The 16,632-nt window shown below is 55.8% G+C and carries 15 protein-coding genes; 12 read left to right on the forward strand and 3 right to left on the reverse strand.

Features of this window, described 5'->3' with window-relative positions; all coding sequences use genetic code 11:
* Positions 1-207: 207 nt before the first annotated feature.
* Genes BN2684_RS05270 through BN2684_RS05315 form a run of 10 tightly spaced genes read left to right on the forward strand, consistent with a single transcriptional unit; the run spans position 208 to position 8,406 of the window.
* Positions 208-2,208 carry a phage tail tape measure protein gene (locus tag BN2684_RS05270; protein ID WP_058301134.1) on the forward strand — a complete coding sequence of 667 codons (2,001 nt, stop codon included), beginning with the start codon at positions 208-210 and terminating at the stop codon, positions 2,206-2,208.
* A complete protein-coding gene (locus BN2684_RS05275) occupies positions 2,208-2,867 on the forward strand; it encodes a LysM peptidoglycan-binding domain-containing protein (protein WP_058301135.1) in 660 nt (219 codons plus the stop codon). The genes BN2684_RS05270 and BN2684_RS05275 overlap by 1 nt, the downstream gene beginning before the upstream one ends.
* A complete protein-coding gene (locus tag BN2684_RS05280; protein WP_058301136.1) occupies positions 2,864-3,874 on the forward strand; it encodes an XkdQ/YqbQ family protein in 1,011 nt (336 codons plus the stop codon). Before BN2684_RS05275 ends, BN2684_RS05280 begins: the two co-directional genes overlap by 4 nt.
* Positions 3,875-3,879: 5 nt before the next feature.
* The gene (locus tag BN2684_RS05285; protein ID WP_058301137.1) at positions 3,880-4,329 is read left to right on the forward strand and encodes a DUF2577 domain-containing protein; all 450 of its coding nucleotides are present in this window, start codon (positions 3,880-3,882) and stop codon (positions 4,327-4,329) included.
* The gene (locus BN2684_RS05290) at positions 4,329-4,742 is read left to right on the forward strand and encodes a DUF2634 domain-containing protein (RefSeq protein ID WP_058301138.1); all 414 of its coding nucleotides are present in this window, start codon (positions 4,329-4,331) and stop codon (positions 4,740-4,742) included. Before BN2684_RS05285 ends, BN2684_RS05290 begins: the two co-directional genes overlap by 1 nt.
* A gap of 2 nt (positions 4,743-4,744) precedes the next feature.
* Entirely contained in the window at positions 4,745-5,806 is a 1,062-nt protein-coding gene (locus BN2684_RS05295) for a baseplate J/gp47 family protein (protein ID WP_058301139.1), read from the forward strand.
* Entirely contained in the window at positions 5,796-6,359 is a 564-nt protein-coding gene (locus BN2684_RS05300) for a putative phage tail protein (protein ID WP_148449895.1), read from the forward strand. Before BN2684_RS05295 ends, BN2684_RS05300 begins: the two co-directional genes overlap by 11 nt.
* A 14-nt stretch (positions 6,360-6,373) precedes the next feature.
* Positions 6,374-7,759: a discoidin domain-containing protein gene (locus tag BN2684_RS05305; RefSeq protein ID WP_058301141.1), complete on the forward strand. Its 1,386-nt coding sequence runs from the start codon at positions 6,374-6,376 to the stop codon at positions 7,757-7,759.
* The gene (locus BN2684_RS05310; RefSeq protein WP_058301142.1) at positions 7,752-8,192 is read left to right on the forward strand and encodes a hypothetical protein; all 441 of its coding nucleotides are present in this window, start codon (positions 7,752-7,754) and stop codon (positions 8,190-8,192) included. The genes BN2684_RS05305 and BN2684_RS05310 overlap by 8 nt, the downstream gene beginning before the upstream one ends.
* A complete protein-coding gene (locus tag BN2684_RS05315) occupies positions 8,182-8,406 on the forward strand; it encodes a hypothetical protein (RefSeq protein WP_058301143.1) in 225 nt (74 codons plus the stop codon). The genes BN2684_RS05310 and BN2684_RS05315 overlap by 11 nt, the downstream gene beginning before the upstream one ends.
* 105 nt (positions 8,407-8,511) lie before the next feature.
* Here the strand turns inward: BN2684_RS05315 and BN2684_RS05320 are convergent, their stop codons facing one another.
* The 3 genes from BN2684_RS05320 to BN2684_RS05330 form a co-directional block, all read right to left on the reverse strand.
* Positions 8,512-10,302, reverse strand: a complete 1,791-nt coding sequence (locus BN2684_RS05320; protein ID WP_058301144.1) for a helix-turn-helix domain-containing protein — start codon at positions 10,300-10,302, stop codon at positions 8,512-8,514.
* Between the two features lie 163 nt (positions 10,303-10,465).
* A complete protein-coding gene (locus BN2684_RS05325; protein ID WP_058301145.1) occupies positions 10,466-11,308 on the reverse strand; it encodes a class I SAM-dependent methyltransferase in 843 nt (280 codons plus the stop codon).
* 284 nt (positions 11,309-11,592) lie between these two features.
* Positions 11,593-12,894, reverse strand: a complete 1,302-nt coding sequence (locus tag BN2684_RS05330) for a hemolysin family protein (RefSeq protein WP_187385751.1) — start codon at positions 12,892-12,894, stop codon at positions 11,593-11,595.
* A gap of 434 nt (positions 12,895-13,328) precedes the next feature.
* Here BN2684_RS05330 and BN2684_RS05335 point away from each other — a divergent pair, with 434 nt between their 5' ends.
* Both BN2684_RS05335 and kdpA read left to right on the forward strand, forming a co-directional pair.
* Complete coding sequence (locus tag BN2684_RS05335) at positions 13,329-14,555, forward strand: acyltransferase family protein (RefSeq protein ID WP_058301147.1); 1,227 nt, start codon at positions 13,329-13,331, stop codon at positions 14,553-14,555.
* A 383-nt stretch (positions 14,556-14,938) separates the two neighbouring features.
* Complete coding sequence (kdpA, locus tag BN2684_RS05340; RefSeq protein WP_058301148.1) at positions 14,939-16,627, forward strand: potassium-transporting ATPase subunit KdpA; 1,689 nt, start codon at positions 14,939-14,941, stop codon at positions 16,625-16,627.
* Positions 16,628-16,632: the final 5 nt, after the last annotated feature.

The following is a 16,632-nucleotide window of genomic DNA, read 5'->3' on the forward strand; positions in this document are numbered from 1 at the left end:
GCCTTCCTGATCCACCTGATCTTCCAGCGCCACCATATTCCACCGGACGAAATCTACAACAAAGATGAGGGAGTTAAGCGTTTCATGTATGCCTCCATGCTGCTGCAGCTGGAGGAGGAAGAGAAGGCGAGACGGGAAGAGAGCCGAGCGGCCCGCAGGCTAACGCCGTAAAGCAAGAGGATCGCAGCAAGGAGGCGAAACGCACCGGTGGCATCGTCACAGAAGAAACAAGGAATCCCAACCGTTACCGCCAAGAGCCTCAACCAACTGAATGCCTACAACAAGACGATGAAGCAGCTCCAGACCTCCATGATCCGACTCGACCAATTCAACGGCCTGGCCCAGATGAGCGAGGAAATGTGGAAGGCCGGGGATGTGAACGCCAGGGTGGTCCGACAATTGGTCGGCTTGAAGCTCATGGCCGGGGATGCGATCACGTCGATATCAAACGGGGTAAGCGGGACGATGACCGTGATCTCGAATGGCGTGAGCAGCCGGTTCCAGGCGATCGGCAAAGGCGTCGGCGGAGCGATCCAATCCGGCGCGAATACGGTTGGCAAGGGGCTCGGGAGTCTCTGGGGCAAGGTCAAAGCCATCAAGGCGGCTGCCGATCAGAAGGAAGCGGACAAAGCGGCGGCGGCCCAACAAGCCCATTATCTGTATGGCACCCCGCTACCGAAGCCGAGAAGACTCAAGCGGATGCAAAACATTGTGGGGAGCAGCCCCATTCAAGACTCCGAGAAGCAGATGAAGCTGCTCTCCTCGTTCAAAAGCACAGCCTCAAGTGCGTTCAGCATGGTGCAAGACAAATCCTTGGAGGCGGCGAAAGCGTTCAGCACGGCCATGGGCACGCTGCGCGCCTCCTCAGGCGCGGCGCCCCGACAGCTGAACGAACTGGCGAATTCGCTGCGTTCCGTCGGCAGCCAGGTTCCGCAAAATCTGAATGAAGTGGCGAAGGTGCTCGGAACGCTCAGCAGCGGGACGAAGCTAACCGGCAAATCGCTCGAGGGGCTATCCAAAACCGCGCTGGATGCGGCTAGGTTAAGCGGCTCAGGAAGCGCGGAAATCGCGGAATCGACCTTCAAGGTGATGGCGGCGTGGGGCAAGCCGGCGGAGGAGGGCACCTTCCTGCTGGACCAATTCTATGCCGCGAGTCGTGCGAGCAGCGTCGGCATGGGAGGCCTGATGAAAGCGATGGAGCAGGTCGGTGAACCGATGCGCTTGATGGGCTTCGGGTTCGAGCAGTCCACCGCCCTGCTTGCCCAGTGGCAGGCCAAAGGCTTGACTCCCGTCCAGGATGCTCTCAAGAAGGAGCTTCCGACGGGGGGATTGGCCACGATTGCGGATCAAATTCGAACGGCGGCAACGGCTGCGGATGCCGCTGCTATCGCGACCAAGTATTTCGGACAGATCGCGGGCAAGGATCTGGCTGCATCGCTTCGGATCGGGCAGGTTGAATACAAGGGCGTGATCGCCGCGATGAATGGAGCCAAAGGCGTCATCCAGCAGCAATCCAGCGATATCCAAACATTCGGCGACAAGTGGGATATGCTGCAGAACCGCATCACGATCGCGCTCGCTCCGCTCGGGGAGGCGCTTCTCCCCCTTGGTTTGGCCATGGCTTCCGTGATCGAGGTACTGACGAGGGATTCCGACATTGTTCTTGCCACTCTCGGTTCGGTTGCGGCGCTGCTGCTTGGCGTGTTCGCGCCTGCGCTGTGGGCTTCCGCAGTGGCCGGCTGGGCGGCGGTTGCTCCCTTCCTGCCGATCATCCTTGCCGTCCTGCTCGTCGGTGCGGCTGTGGCCGGGCTGGCGTACTTGTTCAAATACCATATGGATTACATTATGAACAAGGCCGCCGAGGTTTCTGACTTCCTCTCTTCCGTGTTTGGTTTTTCAGACAGCGGCAAGAAGACGATTGAAGTGAAAGGCGGCGCAGCCGGGCAGGCTGTCTCGCAAGGCGGGCCATTGCCGGGAAACTATCACGGACTGGATTATGTGCCTTATGACGGCATGGTCTCCCGTCTTCACAAAGGGGAACGGATCATGACGGCGAGCGAGAATCGGGCCTTCACCCAAGGAGCTGGAGGAAGCGGTTCGATCACGATATCGGGAAATACGTTTAACGTCCGCCAGGATTCGGATATCGATGCGATCGCCAGAGCTCTGGCCCGCGAAATTAAGGCGGCGGGAGGGTTGATGGCGTAATGGCGGCACTCGAGTTTTGGCTGAAGACGATTGATGAGAACGAATGGCTGTGGCTGCCGGTCAATCCCGAGCAGATCAGCGTCAAGCGTGTTCATGGGTATGAGGACGTTCAGGTCACCCAGCTTGGCGAATATACGGTGATCGGCGAGGCGGCGCTTAAGGAATATTCGTTTGCCTCTTTCTTCCCCCGCGACTATCATCCCGGCTATTGCGAGTATGAAGACCTGCCCGATCCTTGGGCGACGGTGGAGAAGATCGAGGGCTGGATGAAAAGCCGCAAGCCGCTCCGCCTCGATGTCACGGGAACCAAGCTGAAGGGGCTCGTCACGCTTCGTTCGTTCCAGTACAGCGAACGGGCGGGAAATCCGGGCGACATCTTCTATGAGATGGAGCTTAAGGAGTACGTGGAGGTGCAGTTCCGGCAGGTGGAGACCTCCGGCTCCGGCAAAGCGGTGGTCGTCACGGGAAAGGGACGTCCCGATACCCGAAAACCGCCCGCCTCGTATATTGTCATCCCGGGAGATACGCTTTGGAAAATCGCGCAGCGGACTCTCGGCAACGGCGACCGCTGGAGGGAAGTCTATGCGGCAAACGAGCTTGTCATCGGGAAAAACCCGAATAAGCTCTACCCCGGCCAGAAGCTGGTGATCCCGTCATGAGCTGGAGCGTGATCTACAAGGATCCGGAGCAATCGGTTTACCTAGATCCCATTGTTAAGGCCGTTAATTGGTCAGGAGATATCAAGCAGGCCTCCCGCAAGCTCGTCGTGGACCTGTCCAATACGGGCAATCTCCGCGAGCTCTATATGAAGTTCGAGAAGGGCGGCGAGCTGAGGCTGGTTCTGGATGGGAAACAGGAATTGTTTCGCGGCGTTCTATTCGCGGATTCGATCGACTCCCGCGGGCAGCTGTCATTGACCGCTTATGACGAGAACATCTATTTGACCAAGAACAAGGATACGAAAATCTTCCGCAACCAGAAGGCGTCCGCCGTGGTGAAGAGGCTCTGCAACGAGTTCTCCATCCCGGCGGGCGAGATTCACGACACGGGCTTCGTCATTCCGAAGCTGGTCTTTCGCGACAAGACGCTGTTCGAAATGATGGTCATGGCGCTCACGGAATCCTGGAAGCAGAATGGCGAGAGCTATAGCCTTGTTTCGAAGGAAGGCAAGCTGCAGCTTCTTGCTCGCAAGGAGCAGAAGACGAAATGGGTGTTGGAGAACGGAGTCAACCTGCTCGATGCGAGCTACTCCCAATCGATCGAAGAAACTCGAACCCAGATCAAAGTGATCGGCGGCGATGCAAAGAAGCAGGAGCTGTCGTCAAGCGCCAAGGATTCGGAGCTGATCAAGCGATTCGGCTTGATGCAGCATGTGGAGAAGCCGGACCAAAGCATGTCCAAATCGCAAATGGAGCAGCGGGCGAAGCAGTTGCTTAAGAAGCTGGCCACGATTGATGACGAGGCTCGAATTGAATGCCTTGGCATTGTGGAGGTCGTATCCGGTTCGGCCGTTTACGTCAAGGAATCGATAACCGGAATTCTGGGCGCGTATTACGTGTCTGCGGATGAACATCGTTTCGAGAAGGGGAGCCACAAGATGTCGCTGACGCTGTCGGCAACGGATGACATCCCGAAGATGGAATACAAGGAACAGAAGGGAGGCTGAACGCCTTGGAGAGAATTGAAGGCTCGGGAGCGAGTCAACTGGTCCAGTTGATCCGCGCGATCGGGTACAATGCGGACATCTCCATCGAGCTGGCAACCGTTACCGCCGCTCCTCCCGATCTGAAGATCAAGGTGGACCATATGAATGTGGAGCTGGAGAAGGACGACTTGATCGTAGCTCAGTCGCTGACTGCCTACAAACGAACGGTTCACTTGAAAAGTCAGAAAAAAGCCGAGATTTCGTCTACATCGGTCAATTCCGTACATACGCTGGTCGTCCCGCAAGGTACGGGACAATTATCCTATCTCTCCTTCGGATTAGCGTCCGCCGATTTGACCGTCGAGGAAGCGGAGCTGGAATTTACCGATGAGCTTAAGGAAGGGGAGCGTGTGATCGTTGCGGGAATCCAGCAAGGACAAACGTATCTCGTACTCGATCGGGCGGTGATGTATTAATGGCTTTATCTCCTCTGCAACGGCGGGAGGAACGGTATGAGGAAGAGAAGATAGGGCCTTCTCCCTCGCGCACCTATCGGATTCATTTCGATACAGGTGAATTGGAGGAACGCAGGATCGATGGGAAAGAGGCCGTGTGCCAGTTCATCCGCAAGGCCATTCTCACCGCCAGATACCGTTTTCTCATCTATGACGGCCAGTACGGCTGTGAACTGGAAAGCCTGCTCGGCCAAGATATTTCCTATGAGCTGTTAAAAAGCGAAATTGCTCGCGTGATATCGGAGGCTCTGCTGGGGGACGACCGCGTCAAGGCGGTGGAGAAATTCCAGATTGTGCGCGACAGCGATAAGCTGTTCGTCACCTTCACCGTCCTTACGGTGGAGGGAGCCATCGAACAGGAGGTGACGATTTAACCATGTATGAGGATCAGACCAAAGCGCTCATTTTGCAGCGGATGCTAACGGCAACGCCGGATGACTTGGATAAGCGCCAAGGCTCCGTTACCTTCGATCTGCTTTCACCCGCCGCCATTGAACTGGCGCAGGCATACACCCAGCTCGACCATGTGCTGACCTTCGGATTCGTCGGTCCGAAGCAGCCCTCCGAGTATCTCGAGCTGCGAGCGAATGAGCTTGGCTTGCTCCGCCGTCCGAGTGTGAAGGCGGAAGGAGAAGTTACCTTCAGCGGAGACAACGATACGGGCATCCCAGTGGGGACGGCTGTCTCTACGGATGAAGAAGATGCCCTTGTCTTTCTTACGGTGGAGGAGGGGGTCATCAAGCAGGGCACCGCTCGGGTGAAGGCCATTGCCGCCGTAGGGGGCATCGCTGGAAACGTGGCAAAGAACCGTATCAAGCTGGTGCTCGGGGACAAATCGGGCATTGTGTCCGTAACGAACACGAAGCCGTTTCTCAATGGAGCCGATACCGAGTCCGATGAATCATTGATCGGGCGATACCTGGACCGGGTGAGAAGACCGGCCACAAGCGGAAACGCTTGGCATTACCGGCAGTGGGCACTGGAAGTGCCGGGGGTAGGCGATGTGAAGGTGTTTCCCGTGTGGAACGGCAACGGAACCGTGAAATTGGCTGTGCTCTCCGACGACAAGAGAGCGCCCGGCTCCCCGATCATCGATCGAGTGAAAAAGGCCGTTGAGGAGCGCCGTCCAGTCGGAGCCCTTGTGACGGTTTCTCCGGCGGTGGAGGTGGGAATCGCCGTCTCCGCCCGCTTGACGCTTGCGGCGGATGCGCAGCTGGATGAGGTCAGCGCGTTGTTTCAAACCGCCTTGACCGTCTACCTCGCCGATTTGGCCTTTCAAGACCCGATTGTGCGTTATAACCGGATCTTGGGCCTGCTGTTGGACATCGTGTCCATTGTAGATTTCGATGATTTGACCATCAATGGCGTCCAGGGGAACCTGGAGCTGGTTGACGATCAGGTGGCGGTGGCCGGGGCGGTGAATTTCGTTGTCGCGTAACCGTGGAGCGGAGATGCTGGACGCCTTGCCTTCCTACTATGCCGATTCACGGCTGGTAGGCAATTTGACCGCGCGGGAAGCCGATGAACTCGCTGTATTTCATGAACGGGTTCAGGACGTACTGCGGCAGTTTTTTGTGGATACCGCCACCTGGGGACTGGCCAAATGGGAAGAGCTGTGCGGTCTCCCCGTCCAAGAGAGCAAGCCCGTCGATCAGCGGCGGTCTATGATCAAATCTAAGCTGCGAGGGGCCGGGACGGTCACGCTTGCCGTCATTAAAGAGGTCGTCGATTCGTTCGAAAACGGCGAGATCGGCATCCAGGAGAATTTTGGCAACTACGAGGTGGTGATCACCTTCATCGGCAAGCGCGGAGTTCCGCCGAATTTGAACGATGTCATAACGGCGGTTCGCGAAATTGTACCGGCTCACATCAATCTGCTGTATCAGTTCACCTATTTGAGGTGGGATGAACTGGATCGAGCCGAATTGACATGGGCGGAGCTGGATGCCTTGAACCAAACGTGGGATGAATTAGAGGTGTGGAAGGTTTAGGAGGAGGATAGCCAATGACGACATTGCCCAGCGGGCTAAAAACATTTGAAGCCAACGATACCGTCAGGCGTATCGCGCAGAACGAGAATATTGAAGCGACGGATGCCTTGTTCCACGAGACGAAGGGGCATCGTCATACGGGGAAAGCGGGCGATGCGCCGCGGATCGGCGGAGAAGGCATCGCCGTGGGAGCCATTGAGCGAAAGCATCTGCGTGCAAGCGGCAGCACGGCCAATATTGCCAAATTCAAAAGGGTATGGATCAACGGAGGAAGTCTGTTCGGTCTTCCGACAACACCCTGGTACGGAGGAGCGGAAAGCCAAGGAGACCGGAATTCCTGGACCATCGACGATTCGAGGCTGCCCAATGTGATTACCATTGATCTTGGATACAGCTATTCCAAGGTGGAGGGAATGTCCTTCGTAAGCATCGGCGATTCCATGCCGAGAGGCTTTTACATAGAGGTCAGCAACGATCAAGAATCGTGGACCCGGGTCTATACCCACGAGGGACCTGTGTATGAGTCGGCGGCTTTTCTGGAATTCCGCCCGTTCGAATCCTGCCGGTACTTGCGTTTAGTGGTCACTTCTCCCAGCCATAAAACCTACACGGCGGTCGCGGGCTTGTGCGTATACAGCGGAGACAACGGAAACGAGGATCTGGATGTGCTGGAGGACCGGAGGACCTGGGGACTTTCCGCCCGATTGCAAGGACTGATGATCATCCCTGAGGGGCAGGTAAAGGACTATGGAGACGGTTCACTAGGGATTTACAAAGCTCTCATGATCATGAATCCGTCGGCGGGAACCTATTTTCGGGTAAATGGAGGCACCTACAAGCTTCCGGCGTGGGGATATCTCTATATCGATATTGAGCACATTCACAAGCAATCGGTGTTCCCCAAGATCGGAACATGGACGGAAGGCCCTCGCGCATACGAGCACAAGGACCGAATCGTGCTTGCTCAGCGAAATGGGGACGGCGATATTTACCTTCACTCCGCGATTCAGGCTAAAATTGCCGGAAATATTCCCGACGCGGACAAAGTGGATGGGATCGATATGCGAACCAGCAGCGGGTATTTGGAATACAACGACGGATCGGGGTGGAAAGGCGTGGGAATCAAAAGCGTGCAGCGAGGGACGGTAAACCTGTCATTTTTTTATCCGAATCAGAACTCGACCTTGTTTCGAGAAGTGACGATCACCCCTGTTAATCCGCAAAAGACCTTCCTGCAGGTGTTCTCCACAGGGCTCGCCGTTTCCATGCAATCGAATCCCGTTATGGACGGCAGCATATGCGCTAGGCTTATCGGTTCGAACAAGGTAAGGTTTAACGCATTAGAGTCGTTCTACGAGGCTTACGCGGAGATTGCTTGGGAGGTTATTGAGTATGCCTAATTATTATGCGCAGATTGATTCCGAGGGTCGGGTGTTTGGGCTGAGCCAACTGGCCGATGCAGTCGCGGCGGACGATCTGATCCCGATCGATCAGGAATCCTATACCAATCCCAACCTCCTGTATACTCGGTACGTGAACGGCGAATTCCAGGGATTCCTGGTTCGGATGGAGGCTGATAAGGCGCTCATCGCTCCGGACGGGAGCGATGCGATGACGATTCAGGCAACCGTCACCGATTGGCGAGGCAACGTTCAAAAGGATTACCGGGAGGAGCTCGTTCTGGAACTAAACGGAATGCGGCATGCGGTGAAGGTGAAGGAGGGCGTCGCGGATCTGACGATCAGCAGCGACGAGCCAGGTGAATTTCGGGTACGAACGGTTGGAATGGACCGAAACGCGGAGCTGAAGGTGGTGGTGACTTATGGCAGCTAAGAAAACGCCGGTCAAGCCGAATCACATTCACATCCCGGCCGATCCGCTGAGGATCAGGCTGGAGGAGATTCAGGCCCGGCAGTCGGGCAGGAGGCAACAGGGCCTCAAGTCGGGAGAAGTCACAAACGAAACGCTTTATGAGATGATTGCGGATATCTTGGAAAGTCAGATGCTGATTGAAGCCCGTCTGCAATCGATCGCCCGGGGGAAATGACCTTAGCCGACGCACGGAGGATAAGAAAGCCGCTCATGGCGCAATCGCGTCGTGAGCGGCTTATCCTGTTCGGGCCGCGGCCTCATGTTCATTTCAGACCCTGTTTCAGAGAGGGTTGCAGCGGTCCACTATCTGCCTCGCCCACTTGTCTCCCAGTTGCTCCAAGTGGATGATAACATCCAACAGCTCCGCTTGTGCAATTCTTTGCTCTTGTGACCAAGCTTGCTTGACGGTTGGAAATAAATTTACTGTGGCGCCGCTTGGCATGCCGTCATAGAAGGCTTCAAGCCGAGGGAGCATCTCTTTGTAACCGGCCGCCATTTCAGCGAGAGGTTTAATAACCGGCTCCATCTCGGAGAGCGACAGAGCTTCCTGCAGATAAACGGCAGCGCATCGGCGGGCATCCACGAGGGCTTGCATGCAAAAATGATTGACGCTCAGCCTGCGGGCGAAATCAGAAGCATCGGCGCGTGAATACCACTCCTCGTCCAGCAGGCCGTCTCGCCAGGTCTGCAGAGCGGCGTAGCCGAGACGGTATCCCCGGTTATCGGCCATGCCCATCGACTCGAGCCTGACCTGCAGCGAGCGGATCAGATTGCGCAGCGGGGAGGGGACAGGCCCTTGATCTCCGAACCTCACCAGGGCGAACGGCCAATGATCGACATGCAGGTATCCCTTGGTTTTCCGCATCTCCGCCTGGAAGTCGGGATCGTCCTTCAACTCGTCGAAGGTTTCCTGGTCGAAGAACGAACGGCAGAGAAGCGTGTTTCCGTTGTCTAGATACCCGGTGATCACTCCCCATTCCGGCGCGACGCGCAGGTTGATGGCCACCGGAAGTCGGCCTCTGCGAAGATCGGCCATGATCCGCTGCTTCTCTTCTTTGCGGGCTTCCGGGCCGATCCGATCGGACCAGACGGGAGCGATGCCGTAGGCAGCGAAGGCCGGCGCGGCATAGTCGTAGGCCACAAGCGCATCCGCGGAGCTGTAATCCCAATGAGGGGTAAAGGCCACTCTCCAGCAAGCCCCCGATACCCCCATCACCTCCTCGTACGAAGTGTCCTCCCCGTAGGCTTTCAAGGCAGCCAGCATGGCTCCGCCCCACGAACAATCTCTCCCTTGGCCAAACGCCAGCGGCTCGATCCCTTCGACGATCCAGTTGTCCGCTGCGGAAGAAGAACGGAGCAGCTCGGTCCGCTCCGAATTGAAGCGGAGGCTCTCACCTTCTCGGCAACTGATCGCATGGATTCCCCCCGCATTGCGATAAACGAACAGCAGATAATCGGGTCCGTCGTTGCCGATGAGGCTTGGAAACAGCTCGTGGTTTGCTGTGAACGACTCCCACCGGAAGTATTGGTAATGCTGAAGCTTCTTCATCACATTGCGGTGGGCCTGTTCGTTTCCGTAGAAGGCGTCCATCACGATCAATTCGCCCGGCTGAAGCGGGACACCCGGTGCTGTCGAGTCGATGGCAAGCGATTTTCCCTTACGAACATAAGCCGCATGGATACCGCTTGGAAGCTCGTATTTCACCAAAAGCACCTTGATCCGGTCGCCCGACAGCTCATAGGGCAGCGTATGCTCGTTCACCGGAAAAGTCAGCCGGCTGCCGGTAATGAAGGAATTCAAATAGGAGGTCACGTCATGGCTCTCCGAGCCGTCCGTATAGACGGCGGAGAGGATAATAAGCTCCTGCGGCATCAGAAGGCTGTCGATGGAATGGCCCAGCGCTCGGGATAAGAGCGGAAGGGTTGCCGTTTCCGGCAGGGCCTTGCCGGTCTCCCATTTCGATACCGCTTGCGCGCTTACCTGAAGCCGTTCGGCAAGCTGCTCCTGGGACATGCCCTTTTCCTTGCGCAGCATGGCAATGCGTTTTCCCGTCAATTCTGTAGGGTTCATCGATTTGTCTCCGTTATTCAGATTACGACGTCGTTACCCTCAATTATATACATCGGGACGGAGTTGACCATTTCTCTTAGGAGGGGAAGAAGAAAAAAATCCTCAACCTGAGGTTGAGGAAAGGCGGCTGGATACAGAAGGGCGGAGCGGATAGAGATACCTCTCACTCTCTTGAGGCCACGGCGCACAGGGTATCGGACTCGTTCCGATAGGGCGACCCGGTGACATCTCCATAGAACTCGGCCTTGCCGAATCCGTTCTGCTGTAAGAGGGAAGTGAGTTCGTCTGGGATATAAGTCTTGTCCCAGAGATGGTAGGTCTCGACAGAACGTCCCTCCTCCAGGATGGTGTAGGAATCGAGATGAATGCCTGCCTTTTCGTCCCAGGAGGAGGACTCTAGACAGAGATAAGGGTCTTTTCGCCAAAATCCCCCGTTCTCGACATACCAAGACCGCGAATCGGAGTGGTTCCGATAGCGAACGGGCTGGAACATATCGAACAGGAACTTTCCGTTCGGGGCAAGGGCAGCATGCACTTTACCTAGGATGGCGCGGCGCTCCTCCTCGTCGAAGACGCCGAAGTCGCAATAGATCATCAAGATCAAGTCGTAAGAGTCCGGAAGCAAGCAGGACAAGTAGTCCTCGTTTAGGTAACGGACGGAGAGGCCGGTCTCAGCGGCTTGTTCCTTCGCATGACGAATGGAACGAGCGGAGAAGTCGATGCCGGTCACCTCATACCCCAGCTCTGCCAGCCGGTTGGTATACAGCCCCGGACCGCAGCCGAGATCAAGGATCTTCAAGCTTGTATTCTCTTGGCAGATATCCCGGTGAATCCAGGCTGCCGAGCGGTCGATCGTTTGGAGGTTGCGGCTCGCGGCATCGGTTCCCGGGTCCAGATGGGCGAGCAGCATCTGCTGCGAGATGTGGTCGTCCGTCCACATTTGAGCGGTTCCTTTTTGAAAGATGGCCGGTTTAGCGGCTGCGGCAAGCAGTTGATGGATCTCCATGAATGGTCGCCCTCTCCATAAGGTATCTCAGGTAAGCGTAGCAGAGTAGGGGCGTAAAGTCGCCGGAGAGAATGGATGAAATGGACAATTCCAAGCGGAAGACGAATGCCAGCAGGGCACGACTTCCGACGATACGCATTTCATGCGGTTAAGGAAGAAGGAAGCGGACGAATCGGCTGATGGACAGGCATAGCTTTACATGAAAAAAGAGCGGTCCCCGACAGGAAACTCCTGCACGAGGACTACTCTTTTATGAGAGATTTTTTCTTTGAGACTCCTAAAGACTAGACTGCCCGGGCGACCTTCACGCGAAGGATACGTTTGTCGGAGACATCCTGCACGCGGAAGACATGGCCGCCGAATTCGATGACCGGCTGCTCGCCAGGCTTCGGAATGCGACCCAGTTGACCGACCAGAAAGCCGCTCAGCGTATCGTATTCCTCATAGGGCATCTGAATGTCGAGAAACTCCTTCAAGGTACGCAGGCTGGTCATACCGCTGACCAGATAGGTTCCTTCATCCAGCGTTTCGATCTCCAGCTCCTCTTCTTCGTCATGCTCGTCGAAGATATTGCCGACGATCTCTTCCAGAAGGTCTTCCATGGTGACGATTCCGGCGGTGCCGCCATATTCATCGATGGCGATCGCCATGTGATTTTTATTCTTTTGCAGATCGCGGTACAAGTAGTCGATTCTTCTCGAGGTTGGGACAAAATAAGGGGTGCGGATCAGCGTCTTCAAGGAAAAGTCGCCATTCTCTTTCCCGTCCAAATATTGAATCAGATCCTTGGTGTGCAGAACGCCGATGACATTGTCGACGCTCCCCTCGTAGATCGGAAATCGAGAGTATTTTTCCACATTGACCCGGTTCGCCACCTCGGAGAGAGGAAGGTCGCTCGGTAAGCTTGCGACGCGGCTGCGGTGAGTCATGATATCGGAGACGGTTTTGTTGTTGAATTCAAAGATGTTGTTGATCATCGTCTTCTCGATTTCTTGAATAGCGCCGCTCTCGTTGCCGACATCCACCATCATGCGGATTTCTTCCTCGGTCACCTGCTCGTGGTTGGCGTTCGGATCGACACCGGCCAGCCGTACGAGAAGGTTGGTGGAGCCGGTCAAGAGCTTGACGACGGGAGAAGCAATCTTGGACAGGAAGGTCAGCGGGCCAACGGTCATCATGGCAACGGCCTCGGACTTCTGCATCCCCAGCTGCTTCGGAACCAATTCCCCGAACACCAGGGTGAAATACGACATGATTAAAGTGATGAGAACGAGTGAGATGGTCTTTAGTGCGCTTTCAGGAAACGGAATTCCCCAATTTATGAACAAAGAGGACAGTCTTTCGGAAAAGCTGTCGGCCGCAAAAGCGCTGGCCAGAAACCCGGCCAGGGTGATGCCGACCTGTATGGTGGCAAGAAATCGGCTCGGTTCACTGAGGAGGTTCTGCAGGGATTTGGCCTTCTTATGGCCGCTCTCCGCCATAGCCCGGATTTTATTGTCATTCAGGGAGATCAAGGCAATTTCGGAAGCGGCAAAATAAGCGTTTAGAACAAGAAGCAAAACAAGAACTACGATTTCGGTAATCAACGATTTCATCCTCCGTCTGTAAGGGATTCGATTAGCATTCCTACGGACGGTCCGCTCAATTCCGCGGATAGAAGCTCGTTTTCCGAGTCGGGTACAGGTTCGGGATCACTTCTTGCCATAACAACCATGCCCCGTCCGGAGCACTCTCAGGTTCATCGTCCACGATGAATTGCCACCTCCATTTCCATTCGGTATTGGCTTTCCTACTTCAATATTATAGAGAATCCGGAAGGTCAGAACAACTTTTGACCTGTGCACAGGTTCGAATGACGCTGTCGAAATAACCAGTATAATGTTAAATTATCAAATAATAAAAATATAGGAAAATAATGATATTCTATGCTATGATTTTTTCAGTGATTCAACGATTCAACGATTCAGCGATTCAGATATTTGGAGATATAATGATTTGGAGAGTCGGGTGAACCGGGAAAATGGGGCGATTGGCGGTCAATTTCTCTCAAGTAAATGAACGCTTGGACGGCAGAGCTTCCGCGTACTTGGACTCGATTCGTTTCGGATCGGCGGTTCTGGTTGTAATGGAGCATCTTGGCTCCCGGCTGTTTGTCGGCTACGGCGAGGTAGAAAGACCCGGCCCTGTGGTTCAATTGCTTTATCTCCTTCATCTTCTTGGAGGTCCGGCGGTCATCGTGTTCTTTGTGCTAAGCGGGCTCTTTATCTCCAGATCGGTGCTTCATGCGTTTCTCTTTAACCGCTGGTCCTGGAAGGCTTACCTGATCAATCGGTTCTCCCGGCTCTATGTGGTGTTGATTCCCGCTCTCCTCCTGACCTTTGCGGCCGACCATATCGCCTCTCGCTTCTATTCCTATCCCGGTTATACAAGCCGCTTGGCGGAGCTTAAGGATTTTGTCGGCAACTTGCTGTTCCTGCAAGCGAATCGGGTAAGCAGCTACGGATCGAATGGGCCTCTGTGGAGCTTGGCCTATGAATTTTGGTATTACCTGCTGTTCCCTCTTGTTCTGCTTGCCTTGCTTCGGACTACACGAGCAATCCGGAGGGTGGGCGTTATCATTCTTGCAGCCGGTATTATGCTCTTCGTCGGGAATCGGGTGAGCCTCTACTTTGTCATTTGGCTGCTCGGGACGGCGCTCCTGGTATTGCCGGGAGGACAGAGGGACCGAAGCAAGACGTTCGCGTGGCTGACCGGTGGGCTCCTGGGTGCTGCCATGCTGATGAGGCCGCTCGTTCAAACGGGAAGGTTGTTCCCCGGCCACGGTTCGGGGCTGCTGTTTCTGGTGGATGTGGCTATCGGCCTATCGTTCGCCGGAGTCATTTCATTTTTGATCCATGGGCGCAGGCGCATCGGGTCGCTTGAGCGGAGAGAGGAAGCCGGGAACCATGAACCGGGTAAGTTTGAAAAGACAGCGAAAAAGCTGGCAGGCTTCACCTTCACGCTCTATCTTGTGCATTACCCGATCATTAACCTGGTTTATCACTGGCGAGCGGCTCATGGCTTTCGGGGTCTGCAGCCCGGACTTGGGACTGTGGCGCTGGAGCTGCTGCTGATCGCTGCCCTATGCGGTGCGGCTTACCTGATCTCACTTGTAACGGAGGCGAAGACAGATAAGATCCGGTCTGTCCTCCTTCGTCGCCGAGCAAGCTTGGCGAGTCGCAGAGAGACTCGTGTCACGGAAGCTTGAATCGGTTAGGCATAGATAAGAGGAAACCGTTAGAAAGGATCTTGAAGCTTAGCTCGTCTTGCGACATGAAAATGGAACAATGAGGGACCGGGAGGAATGTTTCCGGTCTTTTTGACGTTTGATTCCGGTCTTGTCGAGGTTGAAATCGATTTTGGTTTGAACGTTCGGCCCTGCGCTCGCGATCTTAACACAATCTTTATAGAGCCGGGCGGCTTCTTAACACTGCGTTTATGCCATTCTCTCGTATGATGGGGCCATGGGTTCACGCGCAGTCAATCCGATCGCTTAGATCGAGCTTGGAATCAGGCTTCTAGCGAGCTTGGATCGGGTTTGAAATGGGCTGTGCGTATGGACTTAACGAGAATGGGAGGTTTTCAAACGCCATGAAGATGATCGTGCTGCAGGATGCCGCATTCCTGCTCCTCTTGATCGGATTGTCCATTCCTCTTGGCCGGTATATGTACCGGGTGATGACCGGTGAGAAGGTCCTGTTGACCAAAATCCTCTCACCGGTGGAGAGAGCCCTCTACCGCCTGATGGGGGTGAAGCCCGAAGAAGAGATGACCGCATGGCGCTATGCGCTGTCGGTTCTGCTGTTCAGCGGCGTGGGTCTTATCGCCGTATGGGTGCTAGAGCTGCTGCAGAGGAAGCTTCCGTTCAATCCGGAGCATATCGGGGCGATGAGCATGCCCCTCGCCTTCAACACCGCTGCAAGCTTCGTCTCCAATACGAATTGGCAGGCGTATTCCGGTGAATCGGCGATGTCCTATCTGACGCAGGCGCTCGGCTTGACGGTGCAGAATTTCGTCTCCGCCGCAGCCGGGATCGCCGTTCTGTTCGCTTTAATTCGAGGGTTTCTCGGCAAGACCAAGGGCACCCTCGGCAGCTTCTGGTGCGACCTCGTGCGGGTGACGCTCTATGTCCTGATCCCGCTGTCCACGATCCTGGCGCTCATCCTCGTCTCCCAGGGTGTGGTGCAATCCTTTGATTCCTATAAAGCGGTTGCCGCTTTGGAAAATGGCGCCCGGCAGCTCATCCCGCTCGGACCTGCGGCGAGCCAGATCGCGATCAAGCAGCTCGGCACCAACGGAGGAGGCTTCTTTGGAGCCAACTCGGCTTATCCGCTCGAAAATCCGACGGTCTTCTCGAATTTGCTGGAGCTGCTGTCGATCCTGCTGCTCCCGGCGGCCCTCTGCGTGTCCTTCGGTGTTGCCGTGAAAGACCGCAAGCAGGGACGCACCCTCTATACCGTCATGCTGATCCTGTTCATCGCCGCTCTGGCCGTAATCACCTTGAGCGAGCAGGGGCTCGGTCCGGTGTATTCCGGAGTGTCCGCGGGAGGAAGCATGGAGGGCAAGGAAATCATCCACGGGGTCGGAACCTCGTCCCTCTGGGCAACCGCTACGACGGCAGCGTCGAACGGCTCCGTGAACGCGATGCATGACAGCTTCACTCCGCTCAGCGGCATGATGATGCTGTTCCTGATGCAGCTCGGAGAAATCGTCTTCGGGGGAGTGGGAAGCGGGCTCTACGGCATGATCGCCTTTGTCGTGCTCACCGTGTTCATCGCCGGTCTCATGGTCGGGCGCACGCCCGAATACCTAGGCAAGAAGATCGAGCCGTTCGATATGAAGATGGTTTGCCTGATCGTGCTGACTCCGCCTCTCTTGACCCTGCTCGGAACGGCGGTCGCCGTCAGCCTGCCGCAAGCACCGTCTTGGTTGGCCAATCCCGGACCGCATGGCTTTACGGAAATCCTCTACGCGTTCACCTCGCTTGCGGGGAATAACGGGAGTGCCTTCGCCGGCTATGCGGCGAACACGGCGTTTACGAACATCGCGGGAGGGCTGATCATGCTGATCGCCCGGTTCGTTCCGCTAACGGCGGTCCTCCTTCTGGCTGGGAACCTCGGAGGCAAGAAGACGGTCGCCGCCAGCGACGGCACCCTTCCGACTACGGGCGGTCTGTTCGTCGGGATGCTTCTCGGCGTCATCCTGCTGGTGGGCGCGCTCAGCTTCCTGCCTGCGCTCGCGCTCGGTCCGATCGCTGATTATTTCACATCCATACATTGAGGTGA

It is taken from the genome of Gorillibacterium timonense (assembly GCF_001457415.1).
GTDB lineage: Bacteria > Bacillota > Bacilli > Paenibacillales > NBRC-103111 > Gorillibacterium > Gorillibacterium timonense.